At 71.7% G+C, this 13,297-nt stretch carries 15 protein-coding genes; 4 read left to right on the top strand and 11 right to left on the bottom strand.

Annotated features, from left to right (window positions below):
- Positions 1 to 79: 79 nt before the first annotated feature.
- The gene (locus tag ML539_RS14155; protein ID WP_243324919.1) at positions 80 to 628 is read left to right on the top strand and encodes a metal-dependent hydrolase; all 549 of its coding nucleotides are present in this window, start codon (positions 80 to 82) and stop codon (positions 626 to 628) included.
- A 9-nt stretch (positions 629 to 637) separates the two neighbouring features.
- On the opposite strand, the gene rlmN is transcribed toward ML539_RS14155, so the two are convergent.
- Genes rlmN through ML539_RS14180 form a run of 5 tightly spaced genes read right to left on the bottom strand, consistent with a single transcriptional unit; the run spans position 638 to position 3,973 of the window.
- A complete protein-coding gene (gene rlmN, locus ML539_RS14160) occupies positions 638 to 1,726 on the bottom strand; it encodes a 23S rRNA (adenine(2503)-C(2))-methyltransferase RlmN (RefSeq protein ID WP_243324921.1) in 1,089 nt (362 codons plus the stop codon).
- Positions 1,723 to 2,625 carry a DMT family transporter gene (locus ML539_RS14165; RefSeq protein WP_243324923.1) on the bottom strand — a complete coding sequence of 301 codons (903 nt, stop codon included), beginning with the start codon at positions 2,623 to 2,625 and terminating at the stop codon, positions 1,723 to 1,725. The genes rlmN and ML539_RS14165 overlap by 4 nt, the downstream gene beginning before the upstream one ends.
- Positions 2,626 to 2,631: 6 nt before the next feature.
- Entirely contained in the window at positions 2,632 to 3,069 is a 438-nt protein-coding gene (locus ML539_RS14170) for a hypothetical protein (RefSeq protein ID WP_243324925.1), read from the bottom strand.
- A complete protein-coding gene (locus tag ML539_RS14175; protein ID WP_243324927.1) occupies positions 3,069 to 3,527 on the bottom strand; it encodes a GNAT family N-acetyltransferase in 459 nt (152 codons plus the stop codon). The genes ML539_RS14170 and ML539_RS14175 overlap by 1 nt, the downstream gene beginning before the upstream one ends.
- A complete protein-coding gene (locus ML539_RS14180) occupies positions 3,524 to 3,973 on the bottom strand; it encodes a carboxymuconolactone decarboxylase family protein (RefSeq protein ID WP_243324929.1) in 450 nt (149 codons plus the stop codon). The genes ML539_RS14175 and ML539_RS14180 overlap by 4 nt, the downstream gene beginning before the upstream one ends.
- A gap of 84 nt (positions 3,974 to 4,057) precedes the next feature.
- Between ML539_RS14180 and ML539_RS14185 the strand changes: the two genes are divergently transcribed.
- Complete coding sequence (locus ML539_RS14185; RefSeq protein ID WP_243324931.1) at positions 4,058 to 5,497, top strand: PLP-dependent aminotransferase family protein; 1,440 nt, start codon at positions 4,058 to 4,060, stop codon at positions 5,495 to 5,497.
- Here the strand turns inward: ML539_RS14185 and ML539_RS14190 are convergent.
- Together ML539_RS14190 and ML539_RS14195 are read right to left on the bottom strand one after the other, a co-directional pair.
- The gene (locus ML539_RS14190) at positions 5,494 to 6,762 is read right to left on the bottom strand and encodes a pitrilysin family protein (protein ID WP_243324932.1); all 1,269 of its coding nucleotides are present in this window, start codon (positions 6,760 to 6,762) and stop codon (positions 5,494 to 5,496) included. The two genes, ML539_RS14185 and ML539_RS14190, sit on opposite strands and share 4 nt — an antisense overlap.
- Before the next feature lie 38 nt (positions 6,763 to 6,800).
- Positions 6,801 to 7,109, bottom strand: coding sequence for a helix-turn-helix transcriptional regulator (locus ML539_RS14195; RefSeq protein WP_243324934.1), 309 nt, complete (start codon positions 7,107 to 7,109; stop codon positions 6,801 to 6,803).
- Between the two features lie 133 nt (positions 7,110 to 7,242).
- On the opposite strand from ML539_RS14195, the gene ML539_RS14200 reads away from it, so the two are divergent.
- Positions 7,243 to 8,229, top strand: coding sequence for a quinone oxidoreductase (locus ML539_RS14200; RefSeq protein ID WP_243324936.1), 987 nt, complete (start codon positions 7,243 to 7,245; stop codon positions 8,227 to 8,229).
- 33 nt (positions 8,230 to 8,262) lie between these two features.
- Here the strand turns inward: ML539_RS14200 and ML539_RS14205 are convergent, their stop codons facing one another.
- From ML539_RS14205 to ML539_RS14220, 4 genes are all read right to left on the bottom strand, one after another.
- Positions 8,263 to 9,051 carry a hypothetical protein gene (locus ML539_RS14205; RefSeq protein WP_243324938.1) on the bottom strand — a complete coding sequence of 263 codons (789 nt, stop codon included), beginning with the start codon at positions 9,049 to 9,051 and terminating at the stop codon, positions 8,263 to 8,265.
- Positions 9,052 to 9,154: 103 nt separating this feature from the next.
- A complete protein-coding gene (locus tag ML539_RS14210; protein WP_243324939.1) occupies positions 9,155 to 10,075 on the bottom strand; it encodes an ABC transporter ATP-binding protein in 921 nt (306 codons plus the stop codon).
- Entirely contained in the window at positions 10,075 to 10,935 is an 861-nt protein-coding gene (locus ML539_RS14215; protein ID WP_243324941.1) for a hypothetical protein, read from the bottom strand. Before ML539_RS14215 ends, ML539_RS14210 begins: the two co-directional genes overlap by 1 nt.
- A gap of 1 nt (position 10,936) precedes the next feature.
- Positions 10,937 to 11,872: an ABC transporter ATP-binding protein gene (locus ML539_RS14220; RefSeq protein WP_243324942.1), complete on the bottom strand. Its 936-nt coding sequence runs from the start codon at positions 11,870 to 11,872 to the stop codon at positions 10,937 to 10,939.
- Between the two features lie 168 nt (positions 11,873 to 12,040).
- Here ML539_RS14220 and ML539_RS14225 point away from each other — a divergent pair, with 168 nt between their 5' ends.
- The gene (locus ML539_RS14225; protein WP_243324945.1) at positions 12,041 to 13,255 is read left to right on the top strand and encodes a hypothetical protein; all 1,215 of its coding nucleotides are present in this window, start codon (positions 12,041 to 12,043) and stop codon (positions 13,253 to 13,255) included.
- The last annotated feature ends 42 nt before the right edge of the window (positions 13,256 to 13,297 follow it).

The following is a 13,297-nucleotide window of genomic DNA, read 5'->3' on the forward strand; positions in this document are numbered from 1 at the left end:
GCGGACAGGCACCCGATGCGGGTCCGGCCAGGCGCCTCCGAACGGGCCCCAGCCCGCTCCCCACCCCCCGGATCCATCCATGTCCTCCGTCTTCGGCCACGCCTTGGCTGGCCTCACCATCAGCGCGACCTTCCACCAGGGACGCCCCCCCCGGCGGGTCCTGGCCTTCGCGACGGCCTGCGCCCTGGCCCCGGACCTGGACTGGTTCACCGCCTTCATTGGCCTCGACGGGACCAGCCTGGCCCATCGCGGCATGAGCCACTCCCTCCTCGCCCTGCTGCTCCTGGCCGCCACCGCCATGCTCCTCGGATTCCGGCGCCACCTCCGGAGCCCCCGGCTCTGGGCCTGCATGCTATCGGCCGCCCTCTCCCACAGCCTGCTGGACGCCTGCACCTTCGGGGGGACCGGCGTGGCCTTCCTGCTGCCCTTCTCCGAGGCCCGGTTCGTCAGCGTCTGGCAGCCCATCTTCGTGTCGCCGATCCCCCTCTCCGGCAAGCTGCTCGACTGGCTGCTGTTCTCCCTGGGCACCGAAGTGGTGTGGATCGGGATCCCCGCCCTGCTGGTGCTCAGCGTGCCCCGGGCCCTCCAGTGGCTCCGGCTTCGCGGGCGGTCCGAGGAGACGCTCTGACCCGCCCGATCAGCGCCCCTTGACCAGCTGCCCGCAGGCGCCCTGCACGTCCCGGCCCCGGCTGCGGCGGACGGTGACAAAGCAGCCCCGCGCCTTGAGCCACTCGGCGAACTGCTGGACGCGGTCCTCGCCGGGCTCGCGGAAGGCACTGGCCGCATGCTCGTTCATGGGGATGAGGTTCAGGTTGTGGCCGCTCCGCAGGTCACCCAGCCAGTCCGCCAGGCGCTGCGCATCGGCCTCGGTGTCGTTCTCGCCGGCGATGAGCACGTACTCGAAACAGAACTTCTCGCCGCGCTTGGGGTTCCAGTCGTCCAGGGCCTGCCGCAGCCGCGCCAGGTTCCACACGCGGTTCACGGGCATGGTGCGGCTCCGCGCCTCGTCCGTGGTGGCGTTGAGGCTGAGGGCCAGCAGGGGGCGGGGCTCGAGCTTCGCCAGCTTCTCGATGCCGCTCACCAGGCCCGAGGTGCTCACGGTGATGCGGTTCTTACCCAGGCCCAGGCCCGCCGGGTGGCACATGAGGCGGATGGCCCGGTGCAGGTGGCCGAGGTTGTGCAGGGGTTCGCCCATGCCCATGAACACCAGCGTCAGCTCGTGGCCGCGATCCGGCCCGAGCTCCGCCATGAGCGTCAGCACCTGGCCCAGGATCTCGCCGGGCTGGAGGTTGCGCAGGATGCCCATGCTGCCCGTGGCGCAGAAGGTGCAGCCCATGGCGCAGCCCACCTGGCTGGAGATGCAGTAGGTCACGCGGGGGTTCCGCACCTTGCGCGGCATGTGGACCGACTCGATGCGCTTGCCGTCTGCCAGTTCCAGGGCCAGCTTGGTGGAGCCGTCGCCGGAGGCCTGGCGTTCCACGATCGAAGGCAGGCGCAGGTCCGCCACGCCCTCCAGCCAGCGGCGGATGGTCGAGCCCAGGTCCGGTGCGCCGTCCTTCCAGGTCCAGGGCCGGTGCAGCCGCTTGAACGTCTCCAGGGCGCTGCCCGGGCAGCCCAGGGCCGCCAGGTCCTCCGGGAACAGCGACCAAGCCGAAGGCAGCCCCTCCCGCTCGGGGGCGGGGCGGTCCCAGGGCTGGTCCCAGGGCATGGGGGCAAAACTTGTCATGCCTCCAGTCTATCGGCCACCCGGCGGGATCCGGCCCCTGGCAGCACCAGGGCGTTGCCCGCCAGGCAGAGGGCCGCGCCCAGGGCCATCCCCCAGCGCCACTGGAGCCCTTCGAAGGCCGTGGAGAGGGCCAGGGCCACCACGGGGATGACGATCATGGCATAGCCCGCCCGGCCGGCCCCGATGCGGCCCACCAGGGTGAGGTAGGCGCCGAAGGCGAGGACGGATCCGAACAAGGAGAGGAAGGCCAGCGAGCCCAGGTAGCGCGGCGAGAGATCGAAGGCGAAGGGCCGGCCCGCGGCCCAGCAGAAGAGGGCCACGAAGGTCGCGCCGTAGGCCATGCCCACCGCGTTGCCCTGCACGACCGGGATGCCGTGGCGCTGGTTGCGCTGGGACACCAGGTTGCTGAGGCTGGCGGCCACGGTGCCGGCCAGGGCGAACAGCAGCCCGGCGCGGTCCAGGCCGACCTGAAGCGGCCCCGCGGCGCCGGGCAGGCACACGATCCCCACGCCCGCCACGCCGAGGGCCATGCCCGCCAGGGCCCGGCGGGTCAGCGGGGTGCCGAAGAAGAGCCGCGCGCCGACCAGGTTGAGGACCGCCATCAGGGAGAAGATCACGGCCATGAGGCCCGAAGGGATCCGCTGCTCCGCCAGGTACACGCAGACGTAGTTGATCCCGAACATCAGGGCGCCCTGGAGGGCCAGCCAGCCGTGCTCCCGCCGCGTGAAGCGGAGCTTCAGCCTCCGCAGGAGGCACCAGGCGGCAAGCAGGACCGCCGCCAGCGCGAAGCGGTAGGCCACCGAGACTTCGGGCGCCACGCGGCCGTACTGATAGGTGATGGCGATCCAGGTGGAGCCCCAGATCAGGATGGACGCGAGGTAGAGGGACAGGTTGCTCACGGAACCTCAGGTGTCGGAGGCGGGGTGCAGCGCCACCAGCAGCGCGGCCGCCGAGGCGGAGAAGACAGAGTAGTCGAGGGGTTCCTTTGGGCCGAAGGAGATCGCCATGGCGAGGCCGAAGACGGCCAGGAGGGCGGCGCTGCCCAGTGCGACGATCCGCGCCGCCCGCCCCCGCAGCGGCAGGAGCAGCGCCAGGCCCAGGGTGAATTCCGCCGCCGTGGCGGCCCAGGCCAGGAAGGGGATGCTGCGGGCGGGCATGAAGCTGTTCACCTGCGCCGTGTACTTCATGAAGTTGGCGAAGGTGCCGTAGCCCCGGCCCGGGCCCCACCACCCGAACCGGGAGGCGATGCCCGAGAGGAAGGCCGCGCCCAGGGTCCACCGTGCGTAGTGGCGCGCGTAGCGGAGGGCCCAGCGGTCGAAGGCGCGGGAGGCGGAGTCGCTCATCAGGCCCTCGCCGCCAGGTCCTCGTGCTCGGCCTGGTAGGCCTCGTACGAGCCGGGCGCCCAGCCCGTGCGGCTCGTCTTCCAGCCGTTCTCGATCTTCTCCCAGCCCACGTGGGCGTAGTAGTCCCGGGCCAGGGGCGCGGCCTGGAGCACCCACTGGATGCCCTCGCCCAGGCCCACGGCCAGATCCAGCAGCTGGCGCCCCACGCCCGCCTTCTGGAAAGCCGGATGCACCGCCAGGTCGCAGACGTAGCCATCCCAGACGAAGTCCGTCCAGCCTCGCAGCAGGCCGACCAGGCGGTCCCCGTCGTAGGCGGAGATCACCACGTTGGCATCCTGGAACATGCGCCGGATGCGCTCGGGATCGTGGATGGGGCGACGCAGGGGCGCGGCGGCGTAGAGGGCGCGGATGGCGTCCACCGGCGGGCGGCGGTCCCGGTGGTAGGTGAGGGCGTTCACTTCGCCTCCGCGGGGACATCGGGCTGGAAGGCCACGCCCAGGCGGTTCCAGGCGTTGATGAGGGTGATCGCGTAGGTGAGGTCCGCTAGTTCCTGCTCCGTAAACTGCTCCAGGGTCGCGGCGTAGAGGGCGCCGCTCGCCTGGTGGCGATGGAGCTCCGTGAGGGCCTCGGTCCAGGCCAGGGCCGCCCGTTCCCGGGGGGTGAAGACGGCGGCCTCCCGCCAGCCGGCCAGCATGTGCAGGCGGCGCGGCGATTCGCCAGCCTGAAGGGCCTCCGTGGCGTGCATGTCCATGCAGAAGACGCAGCCGTTCAGCTGGGAGGCGCGGAGCTCCACCAGGTGGAGGAGGCCGTGCTCGAGTCCGCAGGAGCGGGTGTGGCGGTAGATCTGCAGGAGCCCCTGGTAGGCGGCGGGGGCGAATTCGGCGTGGGGTTTGGATGTGCGCATGGAGCCTCCTGGGCATCGGATCCACTCCAGGATCGGACTATGTGGCCCATTGAAAAGATCCATTTCTGTCATTACAACTAGACCATGCGCCCCTGGACCTTCCCCATCGCCCTGCAGCCCGGAACCTCCCGCGAGCCGGTCTTCCAGCAGATTGCCCAGGCCATCCGGGGCGACATCCGGCGCGGCCGCCTGCGGCCCGGGGACGCCCTGCCCGGCTCCCGGACCCTGGCCCGGACCCTGGCCGTCCACCGGAACACGGTGCTGGCCGCCTACCGGGAGCTGGAGGCCGAGGGCTGGACGGAGGCGGAGGCGCGCACGACCCGCGTGGCCCGGGACCTGCCCCAGGCACCCGCCGCCAGGCATCCCGGCGGAGGCGGGGCCGAAGGCCGCCCGGGCTACGACCTGGCGGCCCCTGCACCCAGGCGGAGCCTCCGGGAGCCAGGTCTGCTGAGCTTCGGAGGCGGTCTCCCGGACCTGCGGCTCGTGCCGACGGACCTCCTGGCCCGCGCCTACCGGCGGGCCCTGGCCAGCCGGGAGCTCCTGGGCTACGGCGACGCCAGGGGGGAGGCGCGGCTCCGCACGGCCCTGGCGCGGCTCCTCTCAGAGACGCGCGGGCTGGCCGTCTCCAAAGACCGCCTGATGGTCGCCGGCGGAAGCCAGGGCGCCCTGGACCTGGTGGCCCGCACCCTCATCCGGCCCGGCGACCGCGTGGCCGTGGAGGATCCCGGCTATCCCGCCGCCTGGGCCACCCTCCGCGGCTCGGGCGCCGAACTGGTGCCGGTCCCCGTGGACGAGGCGGGCCTGCAGGTCGACGCCCTGGCCGCACGGCTGGAAGAGGGCCCCCTCCGGGCGGTCTACCTGACGCCCCACCACCAGTTCCCGACCACGGTCACCATGGGCGCCTCGCGGCGCCTGAGGCTGCTCGACCTGGCCCGACGACACCGCCTCGCCATCCTGGAGGATGACTACGACGCCGAGTTCCACTTCGAGGGCCGCCCTGTGCTGCCCCTGGCTGGTGACGACCCTGGCGGTGTGGTGGTCTACCTGGGGACCCTCTCCAAGATTCTCGCCCCCGGCCTCCGCCTGGGCTTCGTGGCCGGCCCCCGGGCCCTGGTGGAGGCCCTGGCTGCCCGCCGGGAGACCGCGGACTGCCAGGGGGACCAGGTGGTGCAGCGGGCTGCGGCGGACCTGCTGGAGGACGGCCTGCTCCAGCGCCACGCACGAAAAATGCGGCGGATCTACGAGGGCCGCCGGACCGCCCTGGCCGGGGCCCTGCGCCGGCATCTGGACGGGACCGTGGCCTTCGACCTGCCGCCCGGCGGCATGAGCCTCTGGCTCCGTGTGGATCCCGCCGTTGACCTGGAGGCCTGGATCGACCGCGCCCGAAAGCTGGGGGTGGGCCTCACCCCTGGCCGGGCTTTCGACTTCCGGGGCCGCCCGACTGCCCACCTGCGCCTGGGCTTCTCCGCCATGGACGAGCGGGAGCTGGAGGAGGCCGTGAGACGGCTGGCGAAAGCGCTTTAGGCCACCAGGTCCTGGGGTCGGATGTCGCAGCCGCGCCGCGTGCCGAGGGTGCTGACGCCGACCCGGGCGGGGTCGAGCAAGGTCTGCGCCATGCGCTGCAGATCCTCCCGCGTGACGGCGTCGATCTCCGTGATCTGCTGGTCGAGGCTGCGCAGCTCGCCCTGGTGGATGGCCTGGTGGGCCAGGCTGAACATGCGGCTGCTGCTGCTCTCCTGGCTGAACACGAGGCTGGTGCGGGCCTGGAGCTTGGCGCGCTCCAGCTCGTCGGCCTCCACGCCGGTTTCGCGGATGCGCGCGCACTCGGCCATGGTGCGCTTCACCAGTTCGCGCAACTGGGCAGGGGCGCAGCTGGCGCTGATCTGCAGGGCGCCCGTGTCGGCATAGGGGCTGAGGTAGCTGCCCACCTGGTAGCAGAGGCCCCGGCGCTCGCGCAGCTCCAGGAACAGGCGTGAGGCCATGCCGCCGCCGAGCACCTGGCTCAGGAGGTTGGCGGCGGAGCGGTCCGGCGAGCGGTGGTCCGGCGCGGGAAAGCCCATCACCAGGTTGGCCTGCTGGAGGTCCTTCCGGGGCACGTTCAGCAGGAAGGGCCGCGTGCGGGCCGGCAGGTTCGGAGCATGGTCCGTGCCCTTCGGCAGGCGGTCCAGGATGGGCGCCAGCAGCGCCTGGAAGGCGCCGGGCTCGAGGGCCCCGGCCGCGGCCACCACGAGGTTGGGCGCCCGGTAGGTGTGGTCGAAGAAGGCCCGGGCTTCCCGGGGACCATAGCCCGACACCTGGTCGCGCGTGCCGAGGATCGGATGCGCCAGCGGCGTCCCCTCCCAGAACCCGCCGTAGAACAGCTCGCTCACCCAGTCGTCCGGCTGGTCCTCGCTCTGGGCGATCTCCTCGAGGATGACGCTGCGCTCGCGCGCCAGCTCCTCCGGGTCGAAGCGGGGCGACGTCACCAGCTCGCCCAGCAGGCCCACCAGGTCCGGCAGCTGCTCGGAGAGCACCTTCCCGTAGAAGCAGGCCACCTCCTTGCCCGTGAAGGCGTCCACGTGCCCGCCCAGGCGGTCCGTGGCCGCCGCCATCTCATCGGGCGTGGCGTAGGAGGCCGTGCCCTTGAACACCGTGTGCTCCAGGAAGTGGGCCAGGCCCTCCTCCGCGGGTCCCTCGTGCCGGGAGCCGCGCCGCACCCAGAACCCCACCGAGCAGCTCCGCACGTGCGGGATGGACTCCACGAGAATCTCGGTGCCCGCGGGCGTGACGGTGCGGAAGGGTTCGGCCATCCCTCCAGTCTATCGTCCCGGTGATCCGGAGCCTCGTCTCAACAGGGGCCGGAGGCCTTGAGGACCGCCTTCAGCAGGCCCGGGAAGCGGGCGTCCAGATCCTGCTTCCGCAGGCTGTTGTACCGATGGACACCCTCCACCCGCGTCTGGATGAGCCCAGCCTCCCGCAGGACCTTGAAGTGGTGGCTCAGCGTGGCCTTGGTGGCAGGCAGGCCGAAGGTCCCGCAGGCCCGCTCCCCGTCTGCGGCCAGCCTGCGCACGATCTCCAGGCGCGTGGGATCGCTCAGCGCGTAGAGCACCGCGGGGAGGTCGAGCTGGTCGCGCCCGGGGTGAGAAAGGCTCCGCATGGCTCCAGGATGCCCGGCTTCAGGCTCCAGCCGTCAAATATTTTGATAGTTTTCAAACTATTTTGATTGACCTCAGCCACCCGGTGGATATACCTATCTATTGTTTGACAACAATCGAACGATAGGAGGCCCCATGACCCATCGGATCCAGTTCTCCGCGCCCGGCAGCCCCGAGGTCCTCCAGTGGGTGGAGGCGGACCTCCCCGATCCGGGGCCTGGCGAGGTGCGCCTGCGCCACACGGCCATCGGCGTGAACTACATCGACGTCTACCACCGCAGCGGCGCCTACCCCGTGCCCCTGCCCGCGGTGCCGGGCTTCGAGGCCGCCGGGATCGTGGAGGCCCTGGGGCCCGGCGTGGTGGACCTGGCGGTGGGCCAGCGGGTCGCCTACGTGGACGGGCCCACGGGCGCCTACTCGGAGGCGAGGAACCATCCTGCCGACCGGCTGGTGCCGCTGCCCGCGCACCTGTCCGACGAGGAGGCGGCGGCCCTCCTCTTCAAGGGCCTGACGGCGCACATGCTGGTCCGGCGAGTGTGGCGCGTGGGGACGGAACCCTGGGTCCTGGTCCACGCCGCGGCGGGTGGCGTGGGGCTCATCCTCACCCGGTGGCTGGCCCGCGAAGGCGGCAGGGTCATCGGCGTGGTGGGCAGCGAGGAGAAGGCCGCGGCGGTCCGGGCCGAAGGCGCCGAGGCGGTCCTCGTGGTGCCCCGGGGCACCGCCTACGACCAGGTGCCTGCCGAGGTCCGCCGGATCACGGGCGGTCGCGGCGTGGGTACCGTGTTCGATTCGGTCGGACGCGACACCTTCGAGGCTTCCCTGGGGAGCCTGGCCCCCTTCGGGCTCCTGGCCTCCTTTGGTCGGAGCAGTGGTCCCCTGCCCTCGCTGGACCCCGCCGACCTGGCGAAGCGCGGCTCCCTCGCCCTCCAGCGGCCCAGCATCTTCCATCACATCGCCGATCCCGCGGCCCTCCGCACCGCCGCAGCCGAGGTGTTCGCCGCGCAGGCGCAGGGGATCATCCAGGCCCACATCCACGGCACGCTTCCCCTGCGCGAGGCCGCCCGAGCCCATGCCCTGCTCGAGTCCCGGGCGACCCGGGGGGCCCTGGTGCTCCTCCCATGAGCGTGGGTGCCGGATGGCGGAAAGCGGAGTGAGTCAGCCTTCCGCCTCGCTGCCCGCCAGCCCGATGGGCGTGCGGTGGAGCTTCCAGCCGGCGAGGGCCCAGCAGAGGGCGCCGAAGGCGAGGAGGGCCAAGATGGCCAGGGCGGGATGGGTCGTCACCTGTTCCTGGGCCAGCAGCTGCGGCGCCCCCACCTGGGCGGCGCGGCTGCCCGCCAGGCTCTCGATGTGGTGGGTGAAGGTCAGGCGCTGGAGGAAGGGCGGGAAGATCCGCACCAGCGGCTCCCAGAGGAAGAAATAGAGGGCGCCCCAGAGGGTGCCGCGCCTGAAGAGCAGGCCCACCAGGGTCATGAGGGCCAGCTCGCCCCACCAGGCGCCCACCAGGGCCAGGATGCGGCCCGGCAGCAGGGTGGGGTCGCCCCCGACCAGCTGGAGGCCGAGGACCCCAAGGACGAGCCAGGCGGCGCCCCAGGCGAACCAGGGCAGGCCCTTGCCCAGGGGCAGGGCCCAGGCGGGCGCGGGGCGGACCAGCAGCAGGGGCAGGGTGCGCTGCTCCAGGTCCTCGCGAATGCCCGCCGGGGCCGCCACCAGGGCCATGATGGGCAGCATCATCTTCACCAGCCCCTCGTGAAAGATGCGGAGGGCCTCGCTGGGATCGGCGTCCAGGCCTCGGAGCCGGCTGATGGTGAAGATGAGGAGGCTGAGGCCCACCGGCGCCATGACCAGGGCCACCAGCACCCAGCCCCGGCCCTGGAGGACGCGCGGCGCGTAGCCGCGGGCCGTGGCGCGGATCGTTGTCAGGGGAGAGGGCGCAGTCGTGGTCATGGATTCCCCCTGAGCGTCGGTGGGGCAAGTCCGGCGCGGGCTCCGCCCGCTCCGGACGCAGGGGCCCGGGGATGTTCGCGCAGCGAGGAATCTCCGGACAGCATTAGGCGTGATCCTTGGTGAGGTACTGGAAGACCGCATCCAGGTTGAGATCCAGCGGATCCAGCGCCCGCAGCGGGATGCCGCCCTCCGCGGCGGCCTTCTGGAGGCGGGGCAGGATGTCGCGGGGCGATCGCACCGAGATCACCACGGCGTCCTCCTCCATGCGCAGGGCCGCCAGCTCCGGCTGCTCCACGGCCCACCGGGCCAGCACCTGGGCCTCGCCCGTGAGGCGCAACTCCACGGGATGACGGTCCAGGAGCTGACGGATCTCCGTGACCGTGCCCTCCGCCAGCAGGCGGCCCCGGAACAGCAGCAGGATGCGGTCCGTGAGCTGGGCGATCTCGCCCAGGATGTGGCTCGACACCAGGATGCGCGTACCCGTCGCAGCGAGATCCCGCAACAGGGCCATGAGCGTGAGGCGGGCCTCGGGATCCAGGCCGTTGAACGGCTCGTCGAGGATGAGCAGCTCCGGCTCGTGCAGCAGCGCCTGGGCCAGGCGGATGCGCTGCCGCATGCCCTTGGACATGCGGGCGAAGGTGAGATGGGCGCGGTCGGCCATGCCCACCGTGGCGAGCGCGCGGGCCACGGCCGTCTTCAGGGATTCGCCGGACAGACCCGAGAGCTCGCCCATCATGCGCAGCCAGCGGTCCGCGCGGAGGCCCGTCGGCAGACGGTCGCCCTCGGGCACCAGGCCCAGGCGGGCGAGCACGGCGGGGTTGCGGAAGGGCGCCTCCCCGAAGACCTTCACCTCACCGCCGGAGGGCGGCAGCAGGCCCGAGAGCAGCTGCAGCAGGGAGGACTTACCGGCGCCGTTGGGGCCCAGCAGGCCCGTGATGCCGCCGCCGTCCGGCAGCTCGAAGGTGGTGGGGCTGAGGCCCAGGATGGGGCCGTAGCGGAGGGAGGCGCGGTCGAGCGTCATCATCAGATCACCGCCTCGGAGGGCATGGTCCGCTTCGCGGCCACGAAGGTCCACAGACCCAGGTGGAGGGCCGTGCCGAGCAGCGCGGGACCCCAGCCCATCAGGGGGTGGGCCACGCCCACGAAGAGTTGGGGCCAGGTCTCCGCCAGCAGGATCGGGTTGAGGGCCTGCACGGCCGAGAAGCCTGTCAGTCCCTGGATCATGGAGGCCAGGGTGGCCGAGCCCAGCACCAGGCCCAGCACCCAGCCGATGCCCGCCCGTGGCGTGGCGGCCATGCTGGAGGCGCCCGCGGCCAGGGTGCCCATGAGGACCGAGCTGATGGCCATGGCCGGCAGCAGCCGCAGGGGCGCCGTCACCCACACGGGGCCGCTGGCGCCGGCGAGGATCAGGGACATGAGCCAGGGCAGCAGGGCGAAGGGCAGGAGGATGGCGAAGGGCAGCGCCGAGGCGAAGCCCAGCTTGGCGATCAGGTAGTCCCGGGGCGCGACGGGATGGGCATACATCAGGGGCCGCACGCGGTAGAGCGTGTCGCGGGCCACCAGGCCGCCGCCCACCAGGGCCACCAGGAACCAGAGCAGGTAGCTGGCGGGGTTCAGAAGGTCCGCCTGGAAATCCGCTCCCTGGGTGAGGATGGTCCTGGCGAAGTCCTGCATGGGTCGGAAGGTCTGGTTGGTCTGGAGCAGATGATCCACGTAGATCCGGGCCACCTTCCACAGCAGCAGGAAGAGGAAGGTGAAGCCGAAGAAGCGGCCGATCTTCTGGCGCCAGAGCCGCGTCAGGTCGAAGCGCGCGAGCACCAGGGCCGGCGGCTGACCGTGGCTGAGATCCGGCGCGGGCGGCAACGTGGGGGCATAGATGGGCATGTCAGGCTCCCCCTCCGGCGGCCGGGGCCCCATGGAGGGCCCTCAGCAGCACTTCGTCCAGTCGGTCGTGGCGCGGTGTGAGCTGGATGAGCGTGGCGCCCTTCGCCTCGGCCCAGCGGAAGGCGGCCGTAGAATCGGCCTCCGCCAGCTCCAGGTCGTAGAGGCCGTTGCGGGCCTCCAGCACCGCGCCAAGATCCGCCAGAGCAGCCTCTTGGCCGCTGTCGAGCGGGTCGAGGAAGCGCAGCTCCACGCGCCGGGCCAGGGCTCTGCGCAGTCCAGCCATGGAGCCTGCGGCCTTGATCTGGCCCTGGTCGAGGATCACCAGCTGGTCCGCCACGCGCTCCACGTCGCCCAGCAGGTGGGAAGCCAGGATGACGCCCGTGCCCAGCTCCGCGTGGACGCGCAGCACCAGGTCCAGCATGCGGCGGCGGCCGTCGGGATCCAGGCCGTTGGTGGGCTCGTCCAGAAACACCAGCTCCGGGCTGTGCACCAGGGCCTGGGCCAGCTTCACCCGCTGGCGCATGCCTGTGGAATAGCCGCTGACGGGCCGGTAGCGGGCCTCATCCAGACCCACGAAGTAGAGCACCTCGTGGGCGCGGTCCCGGGCCGACTCCGGCGCAAGGCCGCTCAGCTCGCCCCAGAAGGCGACCTGTTCATAGGCCGAGGCGTCCTCGATGAGGGCGTCGTACTCGGGCATGTAGCCGATGCGCGCCCGGAGCTTGGCGGCTTCGGGAGCCCCGAGGGCCACGCCCAGCACCGTCCCGCCGCCAGCGGAGGGGCGCAGGAGGCCGAGAAGGGCCTTCAGCAGGGTGGACTTGCCGGCGCCATTGGGGCCCAGCAGGCCCACGATGCCCTGGTCCAGGGTGAGGGTCAGACCCTTCAGGGCGGGCGCCGCCGCGGCGGCGTAGCGCACTTCCAGGTTCTCGAAGGCGATCAACGGGGCCTCCAGGGGATGGTCACGGCTGCTCCAGGATGTGGCGGCTACGAGAGGCGGAGGGGAATGGATTAGGCCGGGGCGGATGTGGAAGGGGGGGCGGAATGGATTGTTCAATGAAAGCGACTTAGGCTGGACGGGATCATCCTCCCACCGCCCGAGGGCTTTCGCATGCAACTCCTGGACTGGCCATTCCTCGACGCCCTGCAGGCGGGAGCGCTGGCGACCCTCTTCGTGGGCTTCGGCCTGGATGCCCTGGCCCGGCGGGATCGGATGATGGGCTGGATGGCCCTCACCTGCCTGCTCGTGGGCGTCCGGCACGGGGTGCTGGCCCTCGGCTCCATGCCGGCCTGGAATCCGGACCTGGTGGACCGCATCCAGAGCCTGCTGGTGTCCGTCGGATTCATCACCCTCTGCGCGGCGCTGGTGAACCTGTTCCCGCGATACTTCCCGCGGCGATTCCCCGAATGGATCGCCCTGGGCATGATCCCCAACTACATCCGCAACCTCCTCCTGACCCACCCGAGCCAGGCGGAGGTGTGGGCCCACGGCCTCTACGACCTCACCTACCTCCTGGGCTGCGGGTTCATCGTCTACTGGTCCCTGCGGGCCCGGCAAGGCGGCGATCCCATGGGGCGGAGGCTGTTCTTCGCGTTCTTCGCCCTCACCGTCCCGGTGGTGGTGGAGATCACCGCCCAGAGCCTCTTCGGGATCAAGATCCGGCTGTCCGGCTTCAGCCTCGTGATCCTGGCCATGGCCATCGGCACCTCCTGGCAGTGGCTCGTGGTGCGGGACATGGAATCCCGCGTCCAGCGGGCCGAGACCGAGGTCGAGATCTGGCGGAGCCTCGTGCCGGGCAATGCCTTCCGGACCGACCGGCCCTCCCCGCTGATGGAAGGACTCTTCGGAAGCGGGTGGGCGGACCGTGTGCGCGAGAACCCCGAGGCGCCCCTGGTGGCCCTGGACGGTGCTTCCTACCACCTGCGGACCCGCCTCCTCCACCACCCCGAGCGGCTGGGCTGGTACGAGCGGGAGGGCGACGCCCAGCCGGGCACCCGGGGCTTCCTGGCCGGCTGGACGGTGGCCCTGGGCATGGACGATCCCGAAGCCAGCGCCCGGATCCAGGAGTGGCTTCACAGCTGGGGCGCCGATGTGCACCTGTGGGGTACCGTGCCCCCCCGGGAGGGTCCCTACCCCAGCGTCCTCATCTGGGCCCGTGAACCCAGCATCCTGGCGGTCTGGCGGGAGGACGACCTGCTGCGCCGGCGCCCCCGGTGGATCCAGCTGGGCGGCCCCATCACCGCGGGCCCCCATGTCCGGCTGGACCTGGGCCTGGATGCCGCCAGCCTGCGCGAGACCCTCCGCGAGCTGCTCTCCCGGCACTGATCCCGCGGGGATCGGGTGTTGACCTCCGGGCACTTGCCCGGT

Source organism: Geothrix sp. SG200 (assembly GCF_022808935.1).
GTDB lineage: Bacteria > Acidobacteriota > Holophagae > Holophagales > Holophagaceae > Geothrix > Geothrix alkalitolerans.